The sequence below is a fragment of the Pseudomonas sp. TE3-3-F2023 genome (assembly GCF_036784815.1).
Taxonomy (GTDB): domain Bacteria; phylum Pseudomonadota; class Gammaproteobacteria; order Pseudomonadales; family Pseudomonadaceae; genus Aquipseudomonas; species Aquipseudomonas pudica.
This window is the reverse complement of record NZ_CP145113.1, coordinates 1,590,949-1,614,679: the sequence shown is the minus strand read 5'-3', so window position 1 is coordinate 1,614,679 and position 23,731 is coordinate 1,590,949. Positions and strand designations below refer to the sequence as shown.

The window sequence follows — 23,731 nt, the reverse complement described above, 5'->3', positions numbered from 1 at the left end:
CCAATGATTTGTTCCGAAACACGCTGTTTTTTGCTCTCGTCTTTTTTTTCGGCATAACCACCTCGACTTAGACGGCGCTGGACAACGCGGAGTGGTTGTTTTGTGGATGCTGGATCAGTGGTTTTTCGTTCAGACCGACCGCTTCGGCCTCAACGCCAGAAATGGCGTGGCTTTGCGCATGGTTGAGGGTGTCCGACTGAGTACCGACCATGGCCCGACCTGAGTCCGATCGTTTTTCTGAATCCCCCGACCGAGCGGATGTGTTGTCGAGTTGGTCGGCATCGATCAGGCCCATCAAATGCGGTTGATGACCGCTTTTGCCGTCATACGTGAGGGTGTATTCATGCGCTAACCCCTTGCGGTGCGGCAGCAGGTATTCCAGTTCGGTCAGTCGGCCCAAATGGATTTTTAACTGGGTATTCCCCCAACCGGTGGCCTCGCGCACGTCCTTGCGACCAAACCGAAACTCATTCTTTTTAAGCCCCTGCGCCTGGCTTCGGGCTTCGACCCAGCCCTGCAATAACTCCAGCAAACGCCGCGTTTGCGGCGGCAGTTCGTCCAGGGTGCGCCCAAGAATGTCGTGGGCCAGCCGATTGGCCAACACGATGTCGCCCTTCGTGACCTCGATGTAAGCCAACGACTTGCCTCGGTGCTCAATGTGTTTGACCGGGCGTTGATGCTGATGCAGCAAGGCAATGCAGCGAATCAGCGTCAGGTATTTCATGTGGTCGCGCCGGGTACGGGTTTTGTCCGAAAGAAAGGTCAATTGATCGGCGAACGCCACGGTTTTGATCAGCCGCTGGGCATTCTGATGCAGGCGCGTAATCGCCTGTTTTACGGCGTCGGCCAGCAGCCAAACCCAACTGGCTGAACGGCTGGGCGTGTCCCAGCAGACCATCCAAGCCTATGAGTCCGGCAAGCGGCGTATCCAGGTAGCGGCGTTGCCGGAGCTGGCCAGGCTGCTTTCGACCACATTCGAAGAGCTGTTTGGTCAGCAGAAGGAAACCACTGTGCGTAAACGTGGGCCTGCTCCAAAATGGCAACAGCAACTGGAAGCCATCGAGCAGCTATCTAAAAGCCAACAGAAATTCGTTGCGCAGATGCTCGATGCCCTGATCGCTCAGGCCACGACCAAAGCAAGCAGCGAAGGAAAGGAGATTTTGCAGTAAGCAGATAAAACAACACCGGCGCATGGCCGGTACAGAATGAGGACACCTATCAAATATGAGCAGAAATTCGTTTATATAAAAACTCATAAAAATCTGAAGCGTAATTAACATCTTCACCAGACGGAAGTCGAAGATTCACGGGACACTCACCATCTTTAAATTTTGAATAGTCAAAGAAAAAGACTTCCCCCATATCAGTTTCGCTAATCACAAGCTTTTTGCCATCTACCAGATTATTTTTTATGCCCACAATATGCTGATAGACAATATCCCCTCCATTGATACCCTCAAAGTCCACGCCATAGATACTGTAAATTTCTTCAGTACCAATCTCGCCACCCGCATACGTCTTTAAAAACCACTTGTACGACCCTGGCAGTTCAAGCCCTAGCTGCTGCTCGGCCTTCTCAATCCAGTCATCACCCACGCAATCGGCCTGGCTACCAAAGCACACGATATCAGGATGCAGTGATACTAAATCCTCAATTTGATGCGTCGTAACTTGGCTCATTCTCAATTCCTAAAGTCTGCAGATCGTTGCCTCCAGCATTGCACCTCCCACTTATCAAAAGCTGCCCTATCAATACCAGAAGGAATTGTATTAGGGTTAATGTGAATAGTTGCGCTATTGGCTTGGTGAAAACTTTGCGTCTTTTCTGCAATAGGCCCTGACTGTGTTTGCGTCATATGGTGCAGGTTCACCGACTTGCCATCTACACCTATGGGCGCTCGACCAGAGGCCATACCCTCAACATTACTACCTGTTATGACTTTGCCACCTTCACGCCAACCAGTTTGCAAACTAGGATCAAATAAATCATTCCGCTGATAGAACTTATTCCCACTAAACTGAATAGGATCTTTTGACCAAAAATTACGTTACTGAGTAAAAACAGAGCCCGCCTCTGTAGCGTTCCCTATTCCTTTTGCACCACTTGAATTAGCTCATTAAAAGTGCCTCCACGGCACTTCGGTCAGTCGACCGGAAGAAAACCTCCAATTGATGCGCCTCATCTCGCCCCCAGTCAAGAGCCGCGTCGCGCAACACCTCCAGATAAACCTTCAGGTCATCTACTGGCACGTTTGGAGTAACTTCATGCACAAGAACCACCTTGCGGCATGGAATCCATTCAAGATCTCTCAAACAGTCGTAGAGTGCATCCCAATTGAATCCAAAATACCCTGGAAGCCATAGCTGGTAATATAGCGCGCTCAGCAGCTCTTCCGAGAGAGAAATTTTCGGATCAATACGGACATAAAAGACTTCCGCAGCGTCGAATGAAGGCGTGAGATCGGAGTACTTGAATGGCAGCATTTCCACTCCTTGTTTTATTTATTGACTGGGATAAATGTTTTGTAATGATCTGCAGTGTAGTACATCTCACCACCCTTCCCAACAACTATCCGCTGAGGCCCTGGCCCTGAAACACCTGGGGTAGGATGTACGTACTCTGTATAGTAGCCAGCAGGTTTTTGCGGCAAATCCCCGCCACGATTCTGAAATATAGACCCATCGTTTCGATGAGGGAACGAACCACCTGATTTTATCCGCTCTATGGTCGGGCCGAGATCAACAGTGCCTTGTAAAACATTTCCGGTCTTTTGATCAACGACCTTCACTCCATCAATAAAGCGGGTGGGGTCTTTTGCACCGCTGGTAGCTTTGCCTAGTATCACTACCGCCGCTAATTTTACTACATCATCCCGCGTAGCACCTTTATCGACAAGGCTAATAATCCCTGGCACATCCACCGGCGCCAAGGTCGAGCCGAGCAAGCCGTCCTGACGTGCCCGTTCATTGATTGCCTCTTCAGTTAACCCTTGCCGTCTCCATTCCGCAATCAGCTCACTCGCTCTGATCGCGTTCACATACGGATTCGCAACAACGCCCATTGGCGACCAATCGCTGCCCGACAGCGCGTAGACATCAAGGAAGCTCGCGTCCGCGTCGCTCTTCTGCGCGTCCACTACCCCCCTCATCATCGCAAGGGCGTAATCCGTTACCAGAAGGTCATATTCCGCTTTGCTCAGCCTGCCGCTCTGGTACAGCTCAACCAGCTTTTCCCCAGCCTGCTTCTCCTGCTGCCGGTACTCATCACGAATACCAACCTCGCAGCCGCCATTTCCACCACAGGCTTTATACCGCTCGTGCAACTCATCAATACTGCCAATACCGGCGGCCTTGAGCTTCTCATACAACGCACGGCTGGCGGCATCCAGCCGTTCAACGCCGTATTTGTTCGCCAGCAGGTTGTTTTCAACCGCGTTACGGCCCGCACCGGCACCCGCGACAGCCCCAGCGCTATTACCTTCCACCAGACCGCCCGAAAGCCCGGCCGCTAGCGTCGACAGCGCCGAAACGGTCTGTTTCTGCTCTTCACTGAGCGAGTTGCTGTCGCTGGTGCCATACAACTGCTGAGTGATCAGGCGGGCAACCAGTTCGCCGCCGGCCGCACCCGCTGCCCCGGCTGCCGCCGAGTTGCCCTGCGCTTGGGCGACAACGGCACCCAACACTGCGTGGGCCATGACGTTGAGTGCAGCATTGTCGCCAGTGGATTTCTTGATTACCTGCGCGAGGTATGGTGCCGATGCGCCTGCCAACGCAGAACCGATATCACCACCCGCCAACCCTTGCAGTGCCGCTGTCACGGCCTGGGTCACGCGCTGGTAATCACCACTGGTGCCGTACTTACCCATGATTCGCTGGTAAGCCTCGGTGGCGACCAGTTGTTCCTGGTAAGCCTTCACCGCCTCCTTGCTTGCCCCTTCACCCGGCGCCACGATGCCGTGTGCTTCAAGTTCCGCACGCGCCTCCTGGTCAGCCTTCAGCTGCCCTTGGGTGCGGACGATGTCCGATACCTGTGTGCCGATTTCGCCAATAAGCTGAACCTGCTGCAGGCGCCGCTGTTCCTTCTCCTTGTCGAAGATCGGGCTGATGCTGTCGTTGGCATGCTCGACGTCGTGACTGAGGCTGGTCACATCCTGCTGCTGCCGGCCCGGGTCTCGGATTTCCAGCGTGCCTTCGGAAATGGCCGAAGATGTGGTGCCGCTGGCGCTGCCGCTGTGGTTGTAGGCGATCAACGTGCCGCTTGGCATGTTGCTGGTGAAGGTGTCAGCACCACCGTTGCCACCGCTGATGCTGGCGCTGGCCAACTGGCTCTTGAACTCGGCCTTGTTGGCGATATCGCTCCAGCCCAGGGTGCCGGTGCTCAGGCGGTTCTTGTCGGCGTCGGCAGAACTGGCAATGACGCTGCCGTCAAGCTGGGTGTGCTTGCCCACATCGACCTGATAACCGCCCTTGCCGGCGAACAGACCGGTCTGCTCCTGCACGCTCTGGTAGTTGGAGTCGAGCTTGGTCTTGCTGACGCTGAGACTGCCGCTTGCCCCGCCCGCGCCGATGATGGTGACGCTCAACCCACCGCTGACATTTGCCTGTTTGGACTTGTAGTTGTCGGTGTCCTGCAGGCTTTGCAGCGTCAGGTCGCGCCCTACGTCGGCGGTGATTTTCGCGGCGTTGACCTGGGCCCCTTTGAGCGCCGTGTCCCGCCCGCTGAGCAGGGTCGCCTCATTGCCGGCGTCCAGTGTGGTTTCGGTCCAGGTCGTGCCGTTGCCTTTCTCGTTGCCGGCACCCTTGTTGGCATTGGCGAAGATGCTGAGACCGGCACCTTCGGAACCTACACCAATGCTGGCGCCGATGGCGCCGCCACTGCTGCTGTTCTTGCCATCGAGCTTTTGCGTATTGGCAGCAGCCTCAAGCTGGATGTCGCGTTCGGCGGACAACAGCAGGTCATTGCCGGCCTTGAGTTGACTGCCTTGTACCCGGATATCCCCGCCGCTGCCGGCCCCGTTGCCGGTGGCCACAATGCTCAGGTCGTTGCCACTGGTCAGGCTGCTGCCCTGGCTGACGGTTTGTTCCTGGGTCTGCCGCGAGCTCGACTTCTGCCCGCCCAGCGATAAGGCGATACCTACGAACTGGCCAGCATTATCCGCCGTCATGCCACCGCTCTGCTGGGCAGCCTGCCAGGCCTGAACACCGGTCAGCCCGGCCTTGATACCTTGGAGTGCAGAAAGCCGGCTGTCCTCTTCCCGGGTCGCTTGCTTGGTAGTCTGGTAAGCGGTGTCGATGGCACTGCCAACCGTACCGGACAGCGCCAGGGTCAAGCCGCTGCTCTTGCTCTTGGACGTCTGCTCGCTGGTGTTGTGGTTTTCAGCAGCAACGATCTCGACGTTCTGCCCGACCAGGGTGATGTCCTTGCCGGCGACAACCTCCGACCCCTTGATACCCAGGTCCTTGCCCGCCTCGATGGTGACATTGCCCAGCACGCTGCCAATGGTGCTGGCCCTGGCGTTCTCACTGGTGCTGGTCGAGGTTTTTTCCAGGCTGGTCGAGCCCAACGTGAAGCCGATGCCTCCACTGCTGAGCAGGCCCGATTTCTTCTTCGAGCTCGAGTGGCTTTGCTCGAACGTTTCGGTCGCGCTATCGATCTGCACGTTACGGCCCGCCAGCAGGCTGGTGTCGTTGGTCGACACGATGCTGCTGCCCGACACGCCGATATCCTGCCCGGCGCGAACGACCACCGTGTCACCACTGACCGACGAGCCCTGCTGAGTGATGGCCTTCGAACTGTCGATCCGGGTCTTCTGGCTGCTGGATAGCCCGGAGTGGCTGGTCTTGGTCTTGCGGTAGTAGCTGTAGTCGCTGTTCTCCTCAGCGACCAGCTGTACATCGCCACCGGCGTAAAGGTAGGCCTCATCGCCCGCCGTCACGCGGCTGGCGCTCAGGGCTAGGTCGTCGCCAGCCTTCAATGCCACATTGCCGCCAGCCACCACGGTGCTGCCCACCTGCTGGACATGGTCCTCCTGGCTGGTGACTTTCCGGGTCTTGCTCGCCGAGTGCTGCTCGTTGGCGGCCGCTGCCAGCTGCAGATCGCCCGTCGCCGCCATGGCCACATCCCGCTTGGCCTCGATCGCACTGGCCACCGCGCTGATATCGCGCCCGGCGCTGACGCTCAGGTCACGCCCGGCCTGCACGCTCGAGCCGTTCTGGGTCACGCTGCTGTCGGTGTGGCGCACGCCGCGGTCGTTTACCACCACTTGCTCGACCGAGGTCAGCTTCACATCGCGGCCGGCCTTCAGGCTGGTGTCGGCAGCGCTGCTGAGCACGCCGCCGTTGTTGCTCAGGTCGCGCCCGGCGTTGATCGCCAGGTTGTTCGCGGCTTCCACCCGGGCGGCGTTATCGACAAAGTCGCGCTGCTGGGCGTAGCTGCCGTTGCTGCTCTGGTGCGAAGTCAAAGTGCGTTCGTTGATCACGTCACGCACGGCGGCGAGGCTGACGTCGCGCCCGGCGATGATGCCGCCGGCCTTGTTCACCAGATCGTTGCCAGCCAGCAGGTCGAGGCGGTTGCCAGCCTCGACCAGGCCGCTGTTCACCATGTTGTTGCCGGCCTTGGCCGACAGGTTGTTGCTGGCGCGCAGGGTGCCGACGTTGTCAAGGTTCTGGCCGGCGATCAGGTTGACGTCGTTGCCGGCGATCAGAGCGCCGTTGGGGGCCAGACGGTTGTTGCCGTGCGCCAGATAAAGCACTGGCACCAGCACCTGCTCGCCATTCACCTCGGCGGTTTCCAGCCAGACGATGTCATGGGTCAGCGCCGCCACCTGTTCGGAGGTGAGGCTCACGCCCACTGCCAGGTTGAGCTGTTGCTTGCTCTGGATGGCATTGTCCATCAGGTACTTGAACAGCTGTTCGTCACTGTTCTGGCCATCGATAAAGCGTTGCCCGGTGCGGGCGACCACGGCCTGCTGGATCAGCTTCTGCTCGTAGAAGCCATCGCCCAGGCGCTTGGCACTTTCATCCGGGTCGTAGCCAAGGTTCGCCAGCAGGTAGTCGGAGCTCATGAACTGCTTGAGGTCGGTGAGCACCGGGTTGGTTTCGATCAGATACTTGTGCGGGTTACTGCGCACGCTGCTGTCGGGCAGGCCTTGCACGCGCTCGATGGTGAGCGGGCCTTGGCCGTTGAGCGTGGAGGCCTGGCTGATGCGGTCGTCCACCGCCGAGCGGCCGGGCAGCGCGGGGCTACCGGCGTTCCCGGGCAGGCTGGTGTCGACGGCGCTGGCACTACCGGCGACGTTCGCCTGGGTGCGGTCGGCCGTATTCAGCGTGGTGCTGCTGCCTGCCGCTTGGTCGGCACCGCGGATGCTGACCGTGCGCCCCTGGGCCAGCGGCAAGGGTTGCTGGCGCTGCGCGACGCTCAGGCTGGCGCCGCCCATGCTCCAGCTTTGCGGGCCGCTGGCGGTCGTGCTGCCGGCCTCGCTGCTCAGGCGGAACAAGCCGTTCTGCCCAGTGGGCAGGCTGAAGCCGGGCAGCGCCAGCGGGTTGACCTGTTGTTGGGCGAGGTCCGGCGGCAGCTGCTGGTTGAGTGTGATGCGGGTGGAGAACGCCGTACCGGGTGCGGTGGTATCGGTACGCGCGCCGCTACCGATGTAGGCGTAACCCGGGCGCACGACGCTGTTGTCGATGCCGTTGCCGGCGGTGATGTTCACCGCGCCATTGGCCTGCATGATGGCGGCATAGCTTTGGTCGCCTGCCGCCAGTTTGCGGGTGCTGCCAAGGCTCACCAGCTCCGCTTCGGTCATGCCGATGAACCTGGCCAGGTCAGCTTGCAAGCCACCCAGGTTGGCAGGGTCGTAACCAGCGCTCTCGTACCAGTACTTGCTGGTGATCGAGCTGGCCAGCTGGTACCAGGCCCCGGCGTTGCGGGTACGTTCGGAACGGAAGATGCGGGTGGTTTCGGTCTCGCCGGTTTCCACACCGCTGTTGGTCAGGTTGTCAACGCTGGCCACCAGGTTACCGGCAGCGGCGATGGTGCTGCTGCTGTTGAGCAGGTCGCCGCCCCGGATGGTCAGGTTGCCGCCGGTGGTGATGCTGGAGGCGGCACTGGCGTCGGTCACCTCGAACTTGTCACGCTGGACGATCTCCCAGACGTGGTTGCGCTTGCCGCCGCAGTCGCCGGCGTTGTAGCCCTCGATGCAGGCCACCTCGCCAACGCGGGCGGTGTAGAGGCCCTTGTTGTCGGTCTGCAGCACCGCCCGCACGTTCTGAATGGTGCTCGCTGCCAGGCTCATCGACAGGTCGCTCTGCAGCGAGCCGGAACGGTTCACGATGCTGTTGGCCAAGCCGCCCAGGCCATCCCGGTCGATGGTCAGGGCGCCCAGGCTGTAGACGTCGGCATAGCTGTTGGTCAGGCTGGCGACCCGCAGGCCCATATCCCTGCCGCTGAAAATCAGGCCCTGGTCGCTGTTGACCAGGGCGCTGGTGGTCACGCTCAGCGCTTCGCCGGCACCCAGCGTGCCTTGGTTGTTGACGCCGCCTGCCACGAGGGAAAGGCCGGTAGCAGACGTCAGGCGGCCGGCATTGTTCAACTGCCCGACTACCGAGAGGCTGGTGGTGCCACCGCTGGCGATGCTGCCGGTGTTGCTCAGGTTGACCTGTGCGGCGCTCAGGCCAAGGTCGCCACGGCTGCTGAGGCGGCCGTTGCCGGCGTAGGTGCCAGCCAGATCGAGGCTGAGGCTGCCGTCACTGGCGATCAGGCCGTCGTTGCTCCAGTCGCTGCCGCTGCCGACCAGCGCTTCGCTGGCCAGCAACTGGCCGTTGGCGGTCTGGCTGAAGTTGCCGACATTGAGCGTCAGGCGCCCGGCCTGGATAACGTTGCTGTTGCTCCAGCTGCCAGCGTTGAGGGTGAGGCCGCCCCGGGTGACGATACTACCGCCGGCGCCCGTGACATTGGCTGTGCTGATGTCGAAATTGCCGCTGCCCACGTGCAGCAGGCTGCCGCCAGCGTTGAGGAAACTGCCGACGCCGAGGCTGAGGTCGCTGTTGGCGGTTTCCAGAATGCCGTTGCGGTTGTCGAACGGGCCGCCGATCTGCAGGCGGGTAGCGCCGCTTGTGCCCAAGGCACGCAACTGGCCGGTCTGGTTGTCGAGGCTGGCCGCCTTGATGGCCAGGGTACTGTCGCTTTCAATGATGCCCAGGCGGTTGTTCAGCGCACCGCTGAGGCCTAGGTCGATGCGTTGGCCGGCGATTTGGCCATCGTTGTCGCCGCTGTTGTCGAAGTTGCCACCTGTGACCTTGACCAGCCCTTGGGCATAAAGGCCGCCGTTGCGGTTATCGAAATCGGCGGTGCTGACCAAGGCATCGCCAGCTTGTGCAGCAATTCGCCCGCCATAGTTGTCGATGCCACCCAGTACCTTGAGGTCGAGGGCCTGGGCCTGCGTGACGCCACCCTGGCGGTTGTTGTTCAGGTCATAACCGTTGTTCAGCACACCGCGCAGGTCGGCGACCAACTTGCCTTGCAGGCTGGAAAGCACGCCGCCACGGTTGTCCAGGTTGCCGGCCGTGACGTCGAGGTTGCCAGCGTCGGCCAGAATACGGCCACTCTGGTTGTCGACATCACCGGTCACCAGTTGCAAGGCACCCTGGCTCTGCAAAGTGCCCTTGGTGTTGCCAAAGCTGGCGGCACGCACATCGGCGCCGCCGTTCTGGCTGTAGATCAGGCCGTCGGCGCTGTTGAGCAGCTGGCCGTCAACGGCCAGGGTCAGTTGCTGGCTAGCCGCCACGGTACCGCGATTGCGGTTGTCCAGGCTGCTGGCGAACAGGCTCAGCAGGCCCTGACTGGCGATCTGGCCACCCTGGTTGTCGATTTGCGTGGCATTGTCGATGCGCAGGGGGCCGGCGCTTGCAAGCTTGCCGTTGTTGTTGGCAAGGGTGCCGAGCAGCTTGAGGGTGACGACCGCATTGCCAATCAGGCTGCCGGCGCTGTTGTCCAGGCTACCGGCATTCACATCGAGTGCCTGACGGGCGCTGATGCTGCCGGCGCCGTTGCCCAGCGCCATGGCGTTGAGGGCCAGCGCCGCGCCGCTGTCGATCAGGCCACCCTGGCCGTTGTTCAGCAGCCCGCTGATGGTCAGGCGCTGCGCGCCGCCACTGGACAGGATGCCGGCACCACTGTTGTCGAGGTTCGCCGCTGCCACGTTCAGGGTTTGCTGGCTGACCAGCGCACCACCAGCGCTGTTCTGCAGGTCGCCGCTGACTGCGGCGTCCAACGCGCCATCGCGGCTGGACAGGGTGCCCTGGTTGCGGTTGTCGAGGCTGCCCAGATTTACGCCCAGGCCCCGCCAGCCCGAGACCAGTCCACCCTGGTTCAGCAGGCGCTGGGCGGTGACATTCAGCTGGCCGCTGCTGATCAGCTTGCCAGCGCTGTTGTCCAGGGCACGGCCGGCCAGGGCAAGGTCCTGCCGCGAGGAAATTTCACCGCCGCGGTTGCTCAGGTCGCGCAGGCGGTCGAGGGCCAGCGGGCCATCGGTGGTGATCAGGCCACCATCGTTGTTCAGGTCGCCAGTGGCACTGCCGAAATCGATGCGAATGGCGTTGCCCAACAGCGAGCCTGCCTGGTTGTCGACAGCGCGGGCTGCAATGTCCAGCAGGCCAGCGGCGTTGATCAGGCCTTGCTGGCTGTTGTTCAGGCTGTCGGCCAACTGCAGGTCGAGGCCACCACGGCTGGTCAGCGTGCCACCGGTATTGTCCAGGCTTGCAGCACGGGCATGCAGGGTTTCGGCAGCGACCAGGCCTTTGATGTTGTGCAAGGCCTGGGCGATGCGCAGGTTCAGCGCCTGATTGCTCAGCACCTTGCCGCTGCTGTTGTCCAGGCTGCGAGCAGCCAGGGTGAAGGCCTGGGCCGAGGAGATCTCGCCGCCCTGGTTGTTCACCCCATCGAGGTTCTTCAGTACCAGCATCGGGGCGTTGATCAGCCCGTGGCGGTTATCCAGCTGGCCATGGTTGAGGTCCAGGGTCAATGCGCTGTTGCTGAACAGCTGTCCACCTTGCTGGTCAAGGCCGCTGGCGTTGACCAACAGGGCGTCGTCGCTGGCAATTCGGCCGCCATCGCGGTTGCTCAGCTGGCCGGTGATCAGGCCCAGGCTGGCGCCGCTTTCGATCCGGCCTTTGCGGCTGTTGTCGAGACTGCCGGCGTCGATGCTGGCCGGTCCCTTGGCGCTGATGGTTCCCTGGTCGGTGTTGGTGACCTGGCCCGCGCTCAGTTGCAGCGCTGCATCGGTGACCAATTCCCCGCCCTGGTTGAGGACGTTGCCGGTGTGCTTGAGGGTCATCGCCCCCGCGCTGGAAACACTGCCGCCGCGGTTGTCGAGTGCGTTGCTCGCCAGGCCCAAGCTACCTTCGGCACTGATCAGGCCCTGACGGTTGTCGAGTGTGCCTTGTAGCGTGGCATCGATGGCGTGCTGGCTGAGCAGCAGGCCGCCGACGTTGTCCAGGCTGTTACCGGTCAAGCCCAGGCCGGCCTTGCCCGAGAGCATGCCTTTGCTACGGTTGATCACCTCGGCGACGGCGACTTGCAGCTTGCCGTCGGCCAGCACCTTGCCGCCGTCACTGTTGTCCAGGCGGGTACCGCCGAGGATGACGTCCGCCTTGCTCGACAGCTCCCCGGCGCGGTTGTCTACCGCCGCCACCTGCAAGTCCAGGCCCTGGCTCGAACCGATCAGGCCACCCTGGCGGTTGTCGAGCTGGTCACCGGACAGTTTCAGGTACCCAGAGGCAACCAGCACACCGGCCTGGTTATCGAGGGTGCCAATTCGCGCTTGCAACTCGCCCGCAGCGGAAACCTGCCCCTGCTGGTTCAGCAGGCTGCCGGCCTGCATGTGCAGGCGATCATCTGCGATCAGCGTACCACCCTGATTGCGCAGTTCGCCGTCGACGGCCAGGTCCAGGCCGTCGCGGCTGCTGATCAGGCCCAGGTTGTTGTCCAGGCTGGCGCTGCGCAGGTCCAGGCCATTGGCCGCTACCAGGCCCTTGAGGTTGTTAAGTGCCTGGTCGATGCGCAGGGTCAGGCCTTGCTGGCCGATCAGCCGGCCGTTGCTGTTGTCCAGGCTGCGTGCTGCCAGGGTGAATGCTTGGGCACTGGAGATTTCGCCTTGCTGGTTATCCACCTTGGCAAGGTTGTTAAGCACCAGCAGCGGCGCGTTGATCAGCCCCTGTCGGTTGCGCAGCTGGCCGTGGTTCAGGTCGAGGGTCAGCGCAGTTTTGCTGAACAGTTGGCCACCGTCCTGAGCGAGGCCGGTGACGCTGGCGACCAGCGCCTTTTCACTGGCGATGCGGCTGCCCTGGCCGTTATTGAGCTGGCCGGCCTCAAGGTCGAGGCGGTCGCCACTGACCAGTTGCGCGCCCTCGCCGTTGTCGAAGGTGCCGGTAGCGACCTTGGCCGCGCCTTTGCTGCTGAGCAAGCCGGCCTGGCCGTTGTCGAGGCTTTGGCTGGTCAGCGCCAGACCGGCGTCGGTAGTGATCGAGCCGTTGCGGTTGAGCAGCGTGCCGGCGCTGGTCAGCGAAAGGCCGGCAGCGCTGGAGAGCTTGCCGCTGCTGTTGTCCAGCTTGCCGACGGTAACGCCCAGGCGCCCTTCGGCACTGATCAGTCCCTGCTGGTTGGTTAACCCGCCAACCAGGCCAACGTCAAGGTCGCCACCACTGACCAGACGCCCTTGGCCGTTGTCCAGCTGCTGGCCGCTTAGGGTCAGCGGCCCGGTGGCCGACAGCAGGCCCAGGTTGCGGTTGAGCACCTCGGTCATCTGCAGTTGCAGGGCGCTGCCGGCCAGGACCTTGCCGCTGTCGCTGTTGTCCAGGCGGGTGCCTTGCATGGCTAACGCCTTGGTGGTGGAGATTTCCCCGCCCCGGTTGTCGATTTCGGCAACATTCAGCCGTAACGCGCTGGTGCCACCGATCAAGCCTTTGGCGCGGTTGTCCAGGTAGCTGCCGGCCAGCAACAGGTCGCCCTGGGCAACCAGCTCGCCACCTTGGTTGATCATTTGCCCGAACTGGGCCAGCAGTGTGCGCTGGCTGGAAATACGACCGCCGCTATTGTCCAGGCTGCCGGCTTGCAGGCGCACCGGCCCGGCGGCGCTTAGCAGGCCACCACGGTTGTCCAGTTGCAAACCCTTGTAGCTGAGTGCGGCCAGGCTGTTCAGCAGCCCTTGCTGGCGGTTGTCCAGTTGCTCGACATTCAGGCTCGCCTGCTGGCCGGCGCGCAGTTTGCCGCCACGGTTGTCGAGTTTGGCCGCGCGCAGGTCGATGTTGCCTTTGGCGCTGATCTCGCCTTGCTGGTTGTCCAGCAAGCGGGTGACCTCGGCGCTCAGGCCCGCGTCGCTGACCAGGTTGCCGGCCTCGCGGTTGTCCAGGCTGGCGGCATGCAGGTGGACGCCCCCGGCCGATCCGAGCAGGCCTCGGCGATTGTCCAGGGCGTCGCCCAGCGCTACCTGCAAGGCCGCATCGCCGGTGACCTGGCCACCGCGGTTGTCGAGGCTGCCACCTTTGAGGGTGGTGGTACCGACGCTGGAAATCTCGCCTGACTGGTTGTTGCTGTTACCGGTCACTTGCAGCGCCAGGTCGGCACGGCTGGTCAGGGTGCCCGCATGGTTATCCAGGCTGGCGGCACGCACATTGATGCCGTTAGCGGAAACCAGCCCGCCGTCGTTGTTCAGTGCCTGGTCCAGATGCAGGCTCAGGTTCTGGTTGCCGAGCAGCTTGCCAAGGCTGTTGTCGAGACTGCGCGCCACCAGCGCAAACGCTTGGGCGCTGGAGATTTCGCCCTTGTGGTTATCCACCGTGTAGAGGTTGTTCAGGGTCAGGCGTGGCGCATTGATCAGGCCACCCTGATTGTTCAGGTGGCCTTTGTTCAGGTTCAGGCTCAGCTCGCTGACGCTGGTCAGGCTGCCGCCGTTGTGCTGGTCGAGGCCCGTGACACTGGCGCTTAGTGCCTGGTTGCTGGCAATGCGCCCGCTGTCGCTATTGTTTACCTGGCCAGCGTTGAGGTTCAGGGTCTGCAGACTGGTCAGCTGGCCACCACGGTTATCCACCGCGCCGCTGGCTGTCAGAGCCAGGTGCTGGCCCGCGCGCACGCTACCGGCGGCGTTGTCCAGCTGGCCAACCTTGGCGTTCACGCTGGCGCCGTCGATCAGCCCGCCTTGGGCATTGTTCAGGCGTGAGGCTGTGAGGTCCGCCTGGCCGCTGCTGAGCAGCCTGCCGGCGTTGCGATTGTCGAGGGTATCGGCGCTTGCGCTGAGGCGAGACCGGGCGCCGAGCGTACCGCCCTGGTTGTTCAGGCTTTGCTGCGCCGTGACGCTCAGATCGCGGCTGGCCACCACGGTGTTGCCATGGTTATCGATGTGCCTGGCGTTCAGGCGTGCGTCGCCGGTGGTGTTGCGGCTGTTGTCGGCGTTGACGCCCGCTTCGATGATGCCTTGGTTGCTCAGCCGCCCAGCGCTGTCCAGACTGATGCGTTGCCCGGCAGCGAGCGACTGGCGATTGTTCAGGTCGCCCTGGGTGCGCACTTTCAGTTCGTTGCCGGCATATACCCCGCCCTGGGCATCGAGCTGGCTGGCCGTGATCGCCACCGAGCCCTTGGCTGCGGTGGCCTCGGCCATGCGCAGCTGGCCGTTGGCGTCGAGTTGGATATCGCCGCCGCTGGCAATCAGCTTGCCGTCGAGCTTCACCCCCACGCCGGCTTCGGTACCTACCAGCTTGATGGTGTTGGCGTACATGCCGCCCAGTGCCGAGGAATCGATGGCCAACTGCGGCGCCTGGGCCGAGTCGGCGGCACGTGCGGTGGCGGCCAGGCTCTGCGCATCGACGTCGTTGCTGCCGGCGACCACCGCCAACTGGCGGGCCTGGATCTGGGCGTTGATTTTGGCGCTGCGGGTGATGATCTCGAACTGGTCGATGTTGCTGGCATTGAGCCCGGCGCCTTCGATGGCGACAGTGCCTTGCTCCACCTGATAGCGCTGCAGTTGCCCATTTTCGACTACTGGCTTGCCGGTCGTCAGCGTGGCCCTGGGCGTATTGATGAAACCGCAACCGTTGCAGGTTACGCCATAGGGGTTGGCGACGATGACATGCGCCGACTGCCCGGCCACCTCGGTGTAACCCTTGAGCTGGCTCGGATTACCACCATTGACCTCGTTGAGGATGGTGCTGGCCGCACGGCCGCCCAGGTTGCTGTTGCCGAGAACGATGCCGCCCAGCTGGGTGGCCTGGGTGCGGCCAGTGGCGTTGTTGAGGATTACGCCTTGCTGGCCGACGTTGTAGTCACTGAACTTGTTGTGCGACAGCCCGGCGCCGCTGGGTGCAGCGATATTGACGATGGGCACGCCGTTGCCTGCCTGGCCGAGGCTGGTGCCACTGCCGTTGACCACGATGCCGTCGGCCATGGCCACCAGCGGCTGCCAGAACATCATGTTGGCCAGCATGAAAGCCAGCCCACGCTTGGACAGGCCCCAGAAGGTGCGGCGTGTTTGCAGGGCAGCCGAAGGCTGACGGGCCAGGAAGGCGAATTGACGAACGTCCATGTCGGTACTCGGGAAAAGCGCTGTTAAAGGAAGATGTCCAGGCGGAAATAAACCGGTGCCTCGCGTGCTTCGATTGCGGCGGGCCGCTCGAGGGAGTGGGCAAAGGTCACGCTGGCGGACAGGTGCTTGCCGCGAGCGAACAGCTCGACCGCATCGCTGGACAGCCGGCCACTTTGCCCGCTGTTGTAGCGATCATGGCGAATCGCGCCGACGTCGTAGGCCAGCCCCAGGCCGTATTCGGCCAGCACGGGTTGCAGCCAGTCCCAGGCCACCGGCCGGCTCCAGCGCACATCGTTGCGCCAGTAATAGCCACTGTCTCCGTTCAGGCTCTGGTCCTTGTAGCCACGGATCGAGGACTGGCTGCCCAGGCTCATGCGTTGCGAGCTGAACAGCAGGTCTTCACTGCGCTGGCCAGTGACCAGGCTGCTGAACACCAGCGACTCACCCCACAGCTTGAACGGCTGGAGGTAGCTGACCGTAGCGGTGTACTTGCGGTACCGAGCGTTGGGCAGGCGCTTGCCGGTGCTGCTGCGCTGGTCTTCGCCCTGGGCATCGAAGGCACCGATGCCGTTCTGCATGCCCAGGTCGATGTTGACGAACGCATTGCCGACCCGCCGCCCGTGGTTGATGCCGAACTGCGCTTCACTCAAGCGGTTGCTGCTGGTGTCCAGCTTGCTGTCTTCGATGAAGTTGTTGGTGCGCAAGTAGCTCAGGCCGGTGTTGAGCGAAGTCTTGCTCATTGCATCGCGGTGTATCACCCGTTCCAGCCGCAGCTGGTGGTTCTGGCTGTCACCGTCCTGCTTGAAATTGAAGCCTGAAGCCTCGCCCAGCGAACGGTACTCGCTCTGGCTGTAGCTGTAGCTGAGGTTCCACCAGCCGAATGGCAGGTTGTAGTAGAGCATGGCGCTGCGCGAGGTCTTCTGGTGGTCGCTGATGGCATCGTGGCTGCCACGCAAAACCAGTTGGTCGGCCAGGCCAAACGGGCTGTCCCATTCCAGGCTGCTGCCCCATTGCTGCTCGCCGGTGCTGCGCTGGCCATCGTTGCTTCGCGACAGGCCCACGCGCCATGGCTTTTGTGGGGCGTTGCGCACCACCACTTCGCTGCCGCCCACCGCCTTGCCCGGGGTCAGTTCCATTTGTGCCTGGTTCGATGGCAGGCGGTTGAGCTGATCGACCATCTGTTCGATCTGGCGCAGGTTCAGCAGCTCGCCGGTGCCGCCCGGAAAGCTCATGGCCAGCTCACGAGGGGAAAGCTTGCTGCCTTCTGCCGGCTTCAGGCCTTCGAGACGGCCCTCCACCACGATGACCTTCAGGCGGCCGTTGGACAGGTCCTGCTGGGGCAGGTAGGCACGGCTGGTGACCAGGCCTTTCTGAATATAAAGATCGGTAACGCTCTTGAGCAGCGCGTTCAGCTGCGTGACGCCCAGGCACTGGCCAAGATAGGGTTTGAGCAGGCGCTCGCGTTCCGACGTGGAGAGCGCATCAGCACCCTCCAGCACGATATCGCTGATCGGAAAACAGCGGCTGTCATCGGGTTCGACCGGCGCGACCGGCTCGGCGCCCCGGCCAGGTAGCTCCTGCAACTGTTCCAGACGCCGCTGCTGCTCTTCAAGCAGGCGGTTCTGACGGTCACGAATCAGCTCCTGGTCGCCGGGCGTACCCATCGGCGCAGCGGAGGCAACATTTGCCAAAGTGGCAAGAAACGCGCATGCAAGCCAGCCCATGCCGCGCTGAACCAGGGAGGGGAAAAACATGTTCGATCCTTCGAAATAGAGCGGTAGAGCGAAAAGCCGACGAGTTTATTCGGGCATTCCCATGGCATCAATAAGCCATCGACGCACGGTAGGGTAAGCAAGGGTTGAAGGTGGAGGCAGGATCGATTGAATGATTGGAAAACTCATGACCTGTGCCGGCCTCTTTCGCGGCTGAAGCCCCACACAGGGACCGCACAGGTCTTGAGATGGCTCAGACGTGACGCTGCCTGGCCTTGCCGCGCGGCAACCGGCAGCGCTCGCCCTGCTCGGCCAGGCGCGCGGCCCAGGCGGACTTCACGCTGAAGCCACCGCTACGAGCCGGCTGCTGCTCGGCAGCTTTGGCCGGTTTGGCTGCCGCAGGCACACTGCTGACGACCTTGGCCGCCGGCTTGACCTCGGCCACGGTAACTGCCGGCTCTGCTGCCGCCTTGGCGGTCTTGCGCAGTTCAGCCAGCGATGGGCTCTTGCTCTTGGCGACAGCTGCCGCCTCGGGTTTGCTCAGCGAACGCTGGCAGGACTTGCAGGATACGTCCTCGGTCACGGCAGTGCTGACAAGGGTCTGACTGCTGCGCCCGCAGGCGGAATCGAGGCCATTGGAGGAAAAGTGAGTAACCAAAACCGAACATCTCCGATGCGTTGTCATTTGAAGCGGGCGCTATTCTCGCACAGGTTGCAGGGGCTTGCCGAACCACCGGGCAGGCACCACCGGTCATATTGGCTGGCACTTTGCCATAATCCTAGGCATGCTAGCTCGTTTGGGGTGTCCGGCCTTATAGTGCGCCACCGCGGTCTGGCAACCAGACACCGGTACACACCGTGCATGATCCATACCTGCCATCGCCAGCTCAATCGCAGGATCAACGCTTGACCAATCTTACTCATCCGTCGTCATTGCGTTCCGCGCCACAGGCGCCCGTCGCGTCGCTGCGCGGGTCGATAAAGGGTGCGCTGGCGCTGCTGGCCCTGATACTGCTGGGCCTGCTGCTGTGGCAGCTGTTCGCCCAGTTCAACCATACCCAGGCCGACCTGCGCAAACAGAGCCTGGATGCCACCGCCGAACTGGCAGACCACCTGAGCCTGAACATGGCCTTCAAGGCCCAGCAGGCCATGAATGTGGTGCAGCCCTACGTCAAGGCGCCGACGCCCTCGGCCCTGCCCAGCCTGCTGGGTACCCTGCGCGAGCGCCTGCCGGCCCTGCAAAGCATGGCCTGGCTGGACGCTACCGGGCAGGTGCAGGCCGACAGCCTGGCCGGCAGCCCCGACCGCCATTTGCTTGACGAGCTGCTCAGGCTGAACCAGGGCAGCCCGTACTTCTTCACCAATTCGGCAGACAACAGCACCCTCTACCTGCTGCTACGCCAGGCCACCGAGCAAGGCCGCGGCTACTGGCTGCTGCGCCTGTCGCCAGACTACTACCGCACCCTCACCTTCCACCTGGATGGTGCCGGCCACCCGCTTTGGTTGCTGGAAAACAGCCGCAACGGCGAGGTACTGCAAAGCCATGCCCCAGCCGATACCAGCAACGAGCCGCTGCAAAGCGTAATGCTGGCCTTCATCGACAACAGTACCTGGCAGTTGCGCGGCCTGTTCGACGCCAAGCTGGCCCAGCAGAAGCTGCTGCCGGCGCTGCTCGTCAAATGCCTGCTGGTGCTGTTCTGCGCCCTGCTGCCAGTGCTGGCCCTGATCAACATGCGTCGCCGCCAACGGGCGCTGCAGGAGGACCGCCGGCGCTACCAGGAAATCTTCGAAGGCACCGGCGTGGCCTTGTGCGTGCTCGACCTGTCCAGCCTGCCCGGCCAACTCGACCGGTACCACCTGCGCAACCGTGCCGCGCTAAAGCAAAGCCTGGCCCTGGACCCCAACCTGCGCCGCTCGCTGCTGCTGGAGCTGAAGATCACCGAGATCAACCAGGTGGCCCGCCAGTTGTTGAACATCGACTGCCACGAAGGTGCCTGGCAGCGCCTGATCGACGGCACTGGCGATGGCCGCGACAGCATCGGCATGCAACTGATCGACGCGCTGATCGAGCAGCGCCCGCTGCTGGAGCTGGAAGCGCGCCTGCCGGCGCCGCTGGGGGGTGAGCTGCACCTGTGGCTGATGGCCCGCCTGCCGCAGCAGCGCCGTGACTACCAGGCGGTAATCCTCAGCATCAGCGACATCACCAGCCGCAAGCAGGTGGAGCTGTCGCTGCTGGAGCGCGAAAGCTTCTGGTCGGACGTGGTGCGCACCGTGCCCGACCAGCTGTACGTGCAGGACGTGCTCAGCCAGCGCATGATCTTCAGCAACCGCCACCTCGGCCAGACGCTGGGCTACGACCGTACCGAGCTGGCGCAGATGGGCGACCGCTTCTGGGAGCTGCTGCTGCACCCCGAGGACGCCGCGCACTACCAGGCACTGCGCCAGCAACAGCGCGACAGCGGCCATGACCAGCCCTTGCACTGCCAGCTGCGCTTCCGCCACCGAGATGGCGGCTGGCGCTGCTATGACATCCGCGAGCAAGTGCTGACCCGTGACGCCGATGGCCTGGTGACGCGCATCATCGGCGTGGGCAAGGACGTGACGGTGCAGATCGAGGCCAGCCAGTCGCTGCGCGACAGCGAACAGCGCTACCGCATGCTCGCCGAAAGCATAAGCGACGTGATCTTCTCTACCGACAGGCTGCTCCAGCTCAACTACGTCAGCCCCTCGGTGAAGGGCGTGCTGGGCTACCAGGCCGACTGGATCTTTGCCAATGGCTGGCAGTCGATCGTCGCCAACCCGTCGCAGCTCACCGGTATCTACAGCCTGATGGAGCGCGTCAGCAAGGCCATGGGCGACCCGGCCCAGCTGGCCCAGCTGCGCAGCCAGCTGCCCACCCAGCTGTTCCTGTTCGACTGCCTGCGCGCCGATGGCCGCAAGATCCCCATCGAACTGCGCCTGGTGCTGGTATGGGACGATGAAGAGCGCTTCGAAGGCGTGCTCGGGGTAGGCCGCGACATCAGCCAGCAACGCCGCGCCGAAAAAGACCTGCGCATGGCCGCGACGGTATTCGAGCACTCCACCTCGGCCATCCTCATCACCGACCCGGCCGGCTATATCGTCCAGGCCAACGAAGCGTTCAGCCGCGTCAGTGGCTACGCCGTCAGCGAGGTGCTCGACCAGTTGCCGGGCATGCTTACCGTCGACGAACAGCAGGAGGGCCACCTGCGCTACGTGGTCAAGCAGCTTTACCAGCGCGGCAGCTGGGAGGGCGAGGTGTGGCTCAAGCGCCGCGACGGCGATCACTACCCGGCCTGGGTCGGCATTACCGCGGTGCTGGACGATGAAGGCGACCTGGCCAGCTACGTGTGCTTCTTCACCGACATCAGCGAACGCAAGGCCAGCGAACAGCGCATCCATCGCCTGGCCTACTACGACGCCCTCACCCACCTGCCCAACCGCACGTTGTTCCAGGACCGCCTGTACAACGCCCTGCAGCAGGCCGAGCGGCAAAAGGCCTGGGTGGTGCTGATGTTCCTGGACCTGGACCGTTTCAAGCCGATCAACGATTCCCTCGGCCATGCTGCCGGCGACCGCATGCTAAAGGACATGGCCCAGCGCCTGCTGGCCTGCGTGGACAACGACGACACCGTGGCGCGCATGGGCGGCGACGAGTTCACCCTGCTGCTGCAACCGCGCGCTACCCGTGAGATGGCACTCAACCGCGCCATCCACGTGGCCGAGAACATCCTCGGCAGCCTGGTGCGGCCGTTCGTACTGGAAAACCGGGAGTTCTTCGTTACCGCCAGTATCGGCATCGCCCTCAGCCCGCAGGATGGCAGCGAGCTGAGCCAGCTGATGAAGAACGCCGACACCGCCATGTACCACGCCAAGGAGCGTGGCAAGAACAACTTCCAGTTCTACCAGGCGGAGATGAACGCCAGTGCCCTGGAGCGCCTGGAGCTGGAGAGCGACCTGCGCCATGCCATGGAGCAGAACGAGTTCATCCTCTACTACCAGCCGCAGTTCAGCGGCGACGGCAAGCGCCTGACCGGTGCCGAAGCCCTGCTGCGCTGGCGGCACCCGACCCGCGGCCTGGTGCCGCCGGGCGATTTCATCCCGGTGATCGAAGAGCTGGGCCTGGTGGTGGACGTGGGCGACTGGGTGCTGCGCGAGGCCAGCCGCCAGCTCAAGGCCTGGCACAAGGCCAAGGTGCGCGTACCCAAGGTGTCGGTGAACATCTCGGCGCGGCAGTTCTCCGACGGCCAGCTGGGTACGCGCATCGCAACCATACTGGAAGAAACCGGCCTGCCACCCGCGTGCCTGGAGCTGGAGCTGACCGAAAGCATCCTGATGCGCGAAGTGAACGAAGCCATGCAGATTCTCGCCAGCCTGAAAAACCTCGGCCTGAGCATCGCGGTGGACGACTTCGGCACCGGCTACTCGTCGCTGAACTACCTCAAGCAGTTCCCGATCGACGTGTTGAAGATCGACCGCACCTTCGTCGACGGCCTGCCTGAAGGCGAGCAGGATGCGCAGATTGCCCGGGCGATCATCGCCATGGCCCACAGTCTCAACCTGGCGGTAATTGCCGAAGGGGTGGAAACCCACGAACAGCTGGAGTTCCTGCGCGAGCATGGTTGCGACGAGGTGCAGGGCTACCTGTTCGGGCGGCCGATGCCGGCGAACCAGTTCGAGGCGCAGTTCGCCAACGAGAAGCTGTTCATGTTCCATTGACCCCGACGCCTCCTGGCGCGCGCGGACAATTGTAGGAGCGGCCTTGTGTCGCGAAAGGACCGCAACGCGGTCCCGACGATTTCGGCGGCAAGGCTGCAATCGTGGGGCCGCTGCGCGCCCCTTTCGCGACACAAGGCCGCTCCTACAGGGACCGCGCTCTGGCAGAGAAGCGCGCCTGTAAAAACGGACCTGCGAGTCAACTCCAACCCCCGCCCAGCCCAGACACGGCGCGGGATGCAACATGAAGCCCATTGGTCCGCGACTTGATGCCACTTCATATGCCAGCCGCGAATCAATCGGTTAGAATGCCCCCCCAATTCACCCCGATCCTTGAGGACCGCCATGTTCAGCCGTGATTTGACCATTGCCAAGTACGACGCCGAGCTCTTCGAAGCCATGCAGCAAGAAGCTCTGCGCCAGGAAGAGCATATCGAGCTGATCGCTTCGGAAAACTACACCAGCCCGGCAGTCATGGAGGCCCAGGGCTCGGTCCTGACCAACAAGTACGCCGAAGGCTACCCGGGCAAGCGCTACTACGGTGGTTGCGAGTACGTCGACGTCGTCGAACAGCTGGCCATCGACCGTGCCAAGGAACTGTTCGGCGCCGACTACGCCAACGTTCAGCCGCACGCCGGCTCCCAGGCCAACGCCGCCGTCTACCTGGCCCTGCTGTCGGCCGGTGACACCATCCTGGGCATGAGCCTGGCCCACGGCGGCCACCTGACCCACGGTGCTTCGGTAAGCTCCTCGGGCAAGCTGTACAACGCCATCCAGTACGGCATCGACAGCAACGGCCTGATCGACTACGACGAAGTCGAGCGCCTGGCTGTAGAGCACAAGCCGAAGATGATCGTTGCCGGCTTCTCGGCCTACTCGCAGGTGCTGGACTTCGCCCGCTTCCGCGCCATCGCCGACAAGGTCGGTGCCTACCTGTTCGTCGACATGGCCCACGTTGCCGGCCTGGTTGCCGCTGGCGTGTACCCGAACCCTGTTCCGTTCGCCGACGTGGTCACCACCACCACTCACAAGACCCTGCGCGGCCCGCGCGGCGGCCTGATCCTCGCTCGCAAGAACGAAGAGATCGAGAAGAAGCTGAACTCCGCCGTCTTCCCTGGCGCCCAGGGTGGCCCGCTGGAGCACGTCATCGCTGCCAAGGCCATCTGCTTCAAGGAAGCCCTGCAGCCTGAGTTCAAGGCTTACCAGCAGCAGGTAGTGAAGAACGCCCAGGCCATGGCCAGCGTGTTCATCGAGCGTGGTTTCGACGTGGTTTCCGGTGGCACCCAGAACCACCTGTTCCTGCTGTCGCTGATCAAGCAGGAAATCTCCGGTAAAGACGCTGACGCCGCCCTGGGCAAAGCCTTCATCACCGTCAACAAGAACTCGGTACCGAACGACCCACGCTCCCCGTTCGTCACCTCGGGCCTGCGTTTCGGCACCCCGGCCGTTACCACCCGTGGTTTCAAGGAAGCCGAGTGCCGCGAGCTGGCTGGCTGGATCTGCGACATCCTGGCTGACCTGAACAACGAAGCGGTGATCGATGCCGTGCGTGAGAAGGTCAAGGCCATCTGCAAGAAGCTGCCGGTTTACGGCAACTGATTGGCAATTGCCTGACAGGAAAAAGCCCGGCCTAGTGCCGGGCTTTTTCGTTTACCGCCGCTGCGCGGAACCGGTTCCGAATGGGTGCATTACCACGACAGGGATAACTTGCCGCTT

At 62.6% G+C, this 23,731-nt stretch carries 10 protein-coding genes; 3 read left to right on the top strand and 7 right to left on the bottom strand.

Features of this window, described 5'->3' with window-relative positions; all coding sequences use genetic code 11:
* Window positions 1-67: 67 nt before the first annotated feature.
* On the bottom strand, window positions 68-898 hold the full coding sequence (locus V3314_RS07275; RefSeq protein WP_046616159.1) for a hypothetical protein: 831 nt from the start codon (window positions 896-898) through the stop codon (window positions 68-70).
* On the opposite strand from V3314_RS07275, the gene V3314_RS07270 reads away from it, so the two are divergent.
* Window positions 882-1,169 (top strand): helix-turn-helix transcriptional regulator, encoded by a 288-nt coding sequence (locus tag V3314_RS07270; RefSeq protein WP_200900017.1) that lies wholly within the window; start codon window positions 882-884, stop codon window positions 1,167-1,169. The genes V3314_RS07275 and V3314_RS07270 overlap by 17 nt on opposite strands.
* A 49-nt stretch (window positions 1,170-1,218) precedes the next feature.
* Here the strand turns inward: V3314_RS07270 and V3314_RS07265 are convergent, their stop codons facing one another.
* The 6 genes from V3314_RS07265 to V3314_RS07240 all read right to left on the bottom strand — a co-directional run bounded on the left by V3314_RS07265 (window position 1,219) and on the right by V3314_RS07240 (window position 17,939).
* Window positions 1,219-1,680 carry an SMI1/KNR4 family protein gene (locus V3314_RS07265; protein ID WP_046616161.1) on the bottom strand — a complete coding sequence of 154 codons (462 nt, stop codon included), beginning with the start codon at window positions 1,678-1,680 and terminating at the stop codon, window positions 1,219-1,221.
* Between the two features lie 2 nt (window positions 1,681-1,682).
* The gene (locus V3314_RS07260; protein ID WP_230384921.1) at window positions 1,683-1,913 is read right to left on the bottom strand and encodes an HNH/ENDO VII family nuclease; all 231 of its coding nucleotides are present in this window, start codon (window positions 1,911-1,913) and stop codon (window positions 1,683-1,685) included.
* Between the two features lie 196 nt (window positions 1,914-2,109).
* Complete coding sequence (locus tag V3314_RS07255; protein ID WP_025337627.1) at window positions 2,110-2,484, bottom strand: barstar family protein; 375 nt, start codon at window positions 2,482-2,484, stop codon at window positions 2,110-2,112.
* Between the two features lie 14 nt (window positions 2,485-2,498).
* Entirely contained in the window at window positions 2,499-15,569 is a 13,071-nt protein-coding gene (locus V3314_RS07250; RefSeq protein ID WP_338460083.1) for a hemagglutinin repeat-containing protein, read from the bottom strand.
* Window positions 15,570-15,592: 23 nt separating this feature from the next.
* Window positions 15,593-17,293 (bottom strand): ShlB/FhaC/HecB family hemolysin secretion/activation protein, encoded by a 1,701-nt coding sequence (locus V3314_RS07245; protein WP_230386372.1) that lies wholly within the window; start codon window positions 17,291-17,293, stop codon window positions 15,593-15,595.
* A gap of 241 nt (window positions 17,294-17,534) precedes the next feature.
* The gene (locus tag V3314_RS07240; RefSeq protein WP_108480492.1) at window positions 17,535-17,939 is read right to left on the bottom strand and encodes a hypothetical protein; all 405 of its coding nucleotides are present in this window, start codon (window positions 17,937-17,939) and stop codon (window positions 17,535-17,537) included.
* 248 nt (window positions 17,940-18,187) lie between these two features.
* Here V3314_RS07240 and V3314_RS07235 point away from each other — a divergent pair, with 248 nt between their 5' ends.
* Window positions 18,188-22,018 carry an EAL domain-containing protein gene (locus tag V3314_RS07235; RefSeq protein WP_338460081.1) on the top strand — a complete coding sequence of 1,277 codons (3,831 nt, stop codon included), beginning with the start codon at window positions 18,188-18,190 and terminating at the stop codon, window positions 22,016-22,018.
* 342 nt (window positions 22,019-22,360) lie between these two features.
* The gene (glyA, locus tag V3314_RS07230) at window positions 22,361-23,614 is read left to right on the top strand and encodes a serine hydroxymethyltransferase (RefSeq protein ID WP_003256308.1); all 1,254 of its coding nucleotides are present in this window, start codon (window positions 22,361-22,363) and stop codon (window positions 23,612-23,614) included.
* Window positions 23,615-23,731 lie beyond the last annotated feature (117 nt).

What these genes read in the sequence shown, in the direction of transcription:
- V3314_RS07260 (WP_230384921.1), bottom strand. Translation starts at nt 1,913, where the DNA reads ATGGCCTCTGGTCGAGCGCCCATAGGTGTAGATGGCAAGTCGGTGAAC.
- glyA (WP_003256308.1), top strand. Translation starts at nt 22,361, where the DNA reads ATGTTCAGCCGTGATTTGACCATTGCCAAGTACGACGCCGAGCTCTTC.
- V3314_RS07275 (WP_046616159.1), bottom strand. Translation starts at nt 898, where the DNA reads ATGGTCTGCTGGGACACGCCCAGCCGTTCAGCCAGTTGGGTTTGGCTG.
- V3314_RS07265 (WP_046616161.1), bottom strand. Translation starts at nt 1,680, where the DNA reads ATGAGCCAAGTTACGACGCATCAAATTGAGGATTTAGTATCACTGCAT.
- V3314_RS07250 (WP_338460083.1), bottom strand. Translation starts at nt 15,569, where the DNA reads ATGGACGTTCGTCAATTCGCCTTCCTGGCCCGTCAGCCTTCGGCTGCC.
- V3314_RS07255 (WP_025337627.1), bottom strand. Translation starts at nt 2,484, where the DNA reads ATGCTGCCATTCAAGTACTCCGATCTCACGCCTTCATTCGACGCTGCG.
- V3314_RS07245 (WP_230386372.1), bottom strand. Translation starts at nt 17,293, where the DNA reads ATGGGCTGGCTTGCATGCGCGTTTCTTGCCACTTTGGCAAATGTTGCC.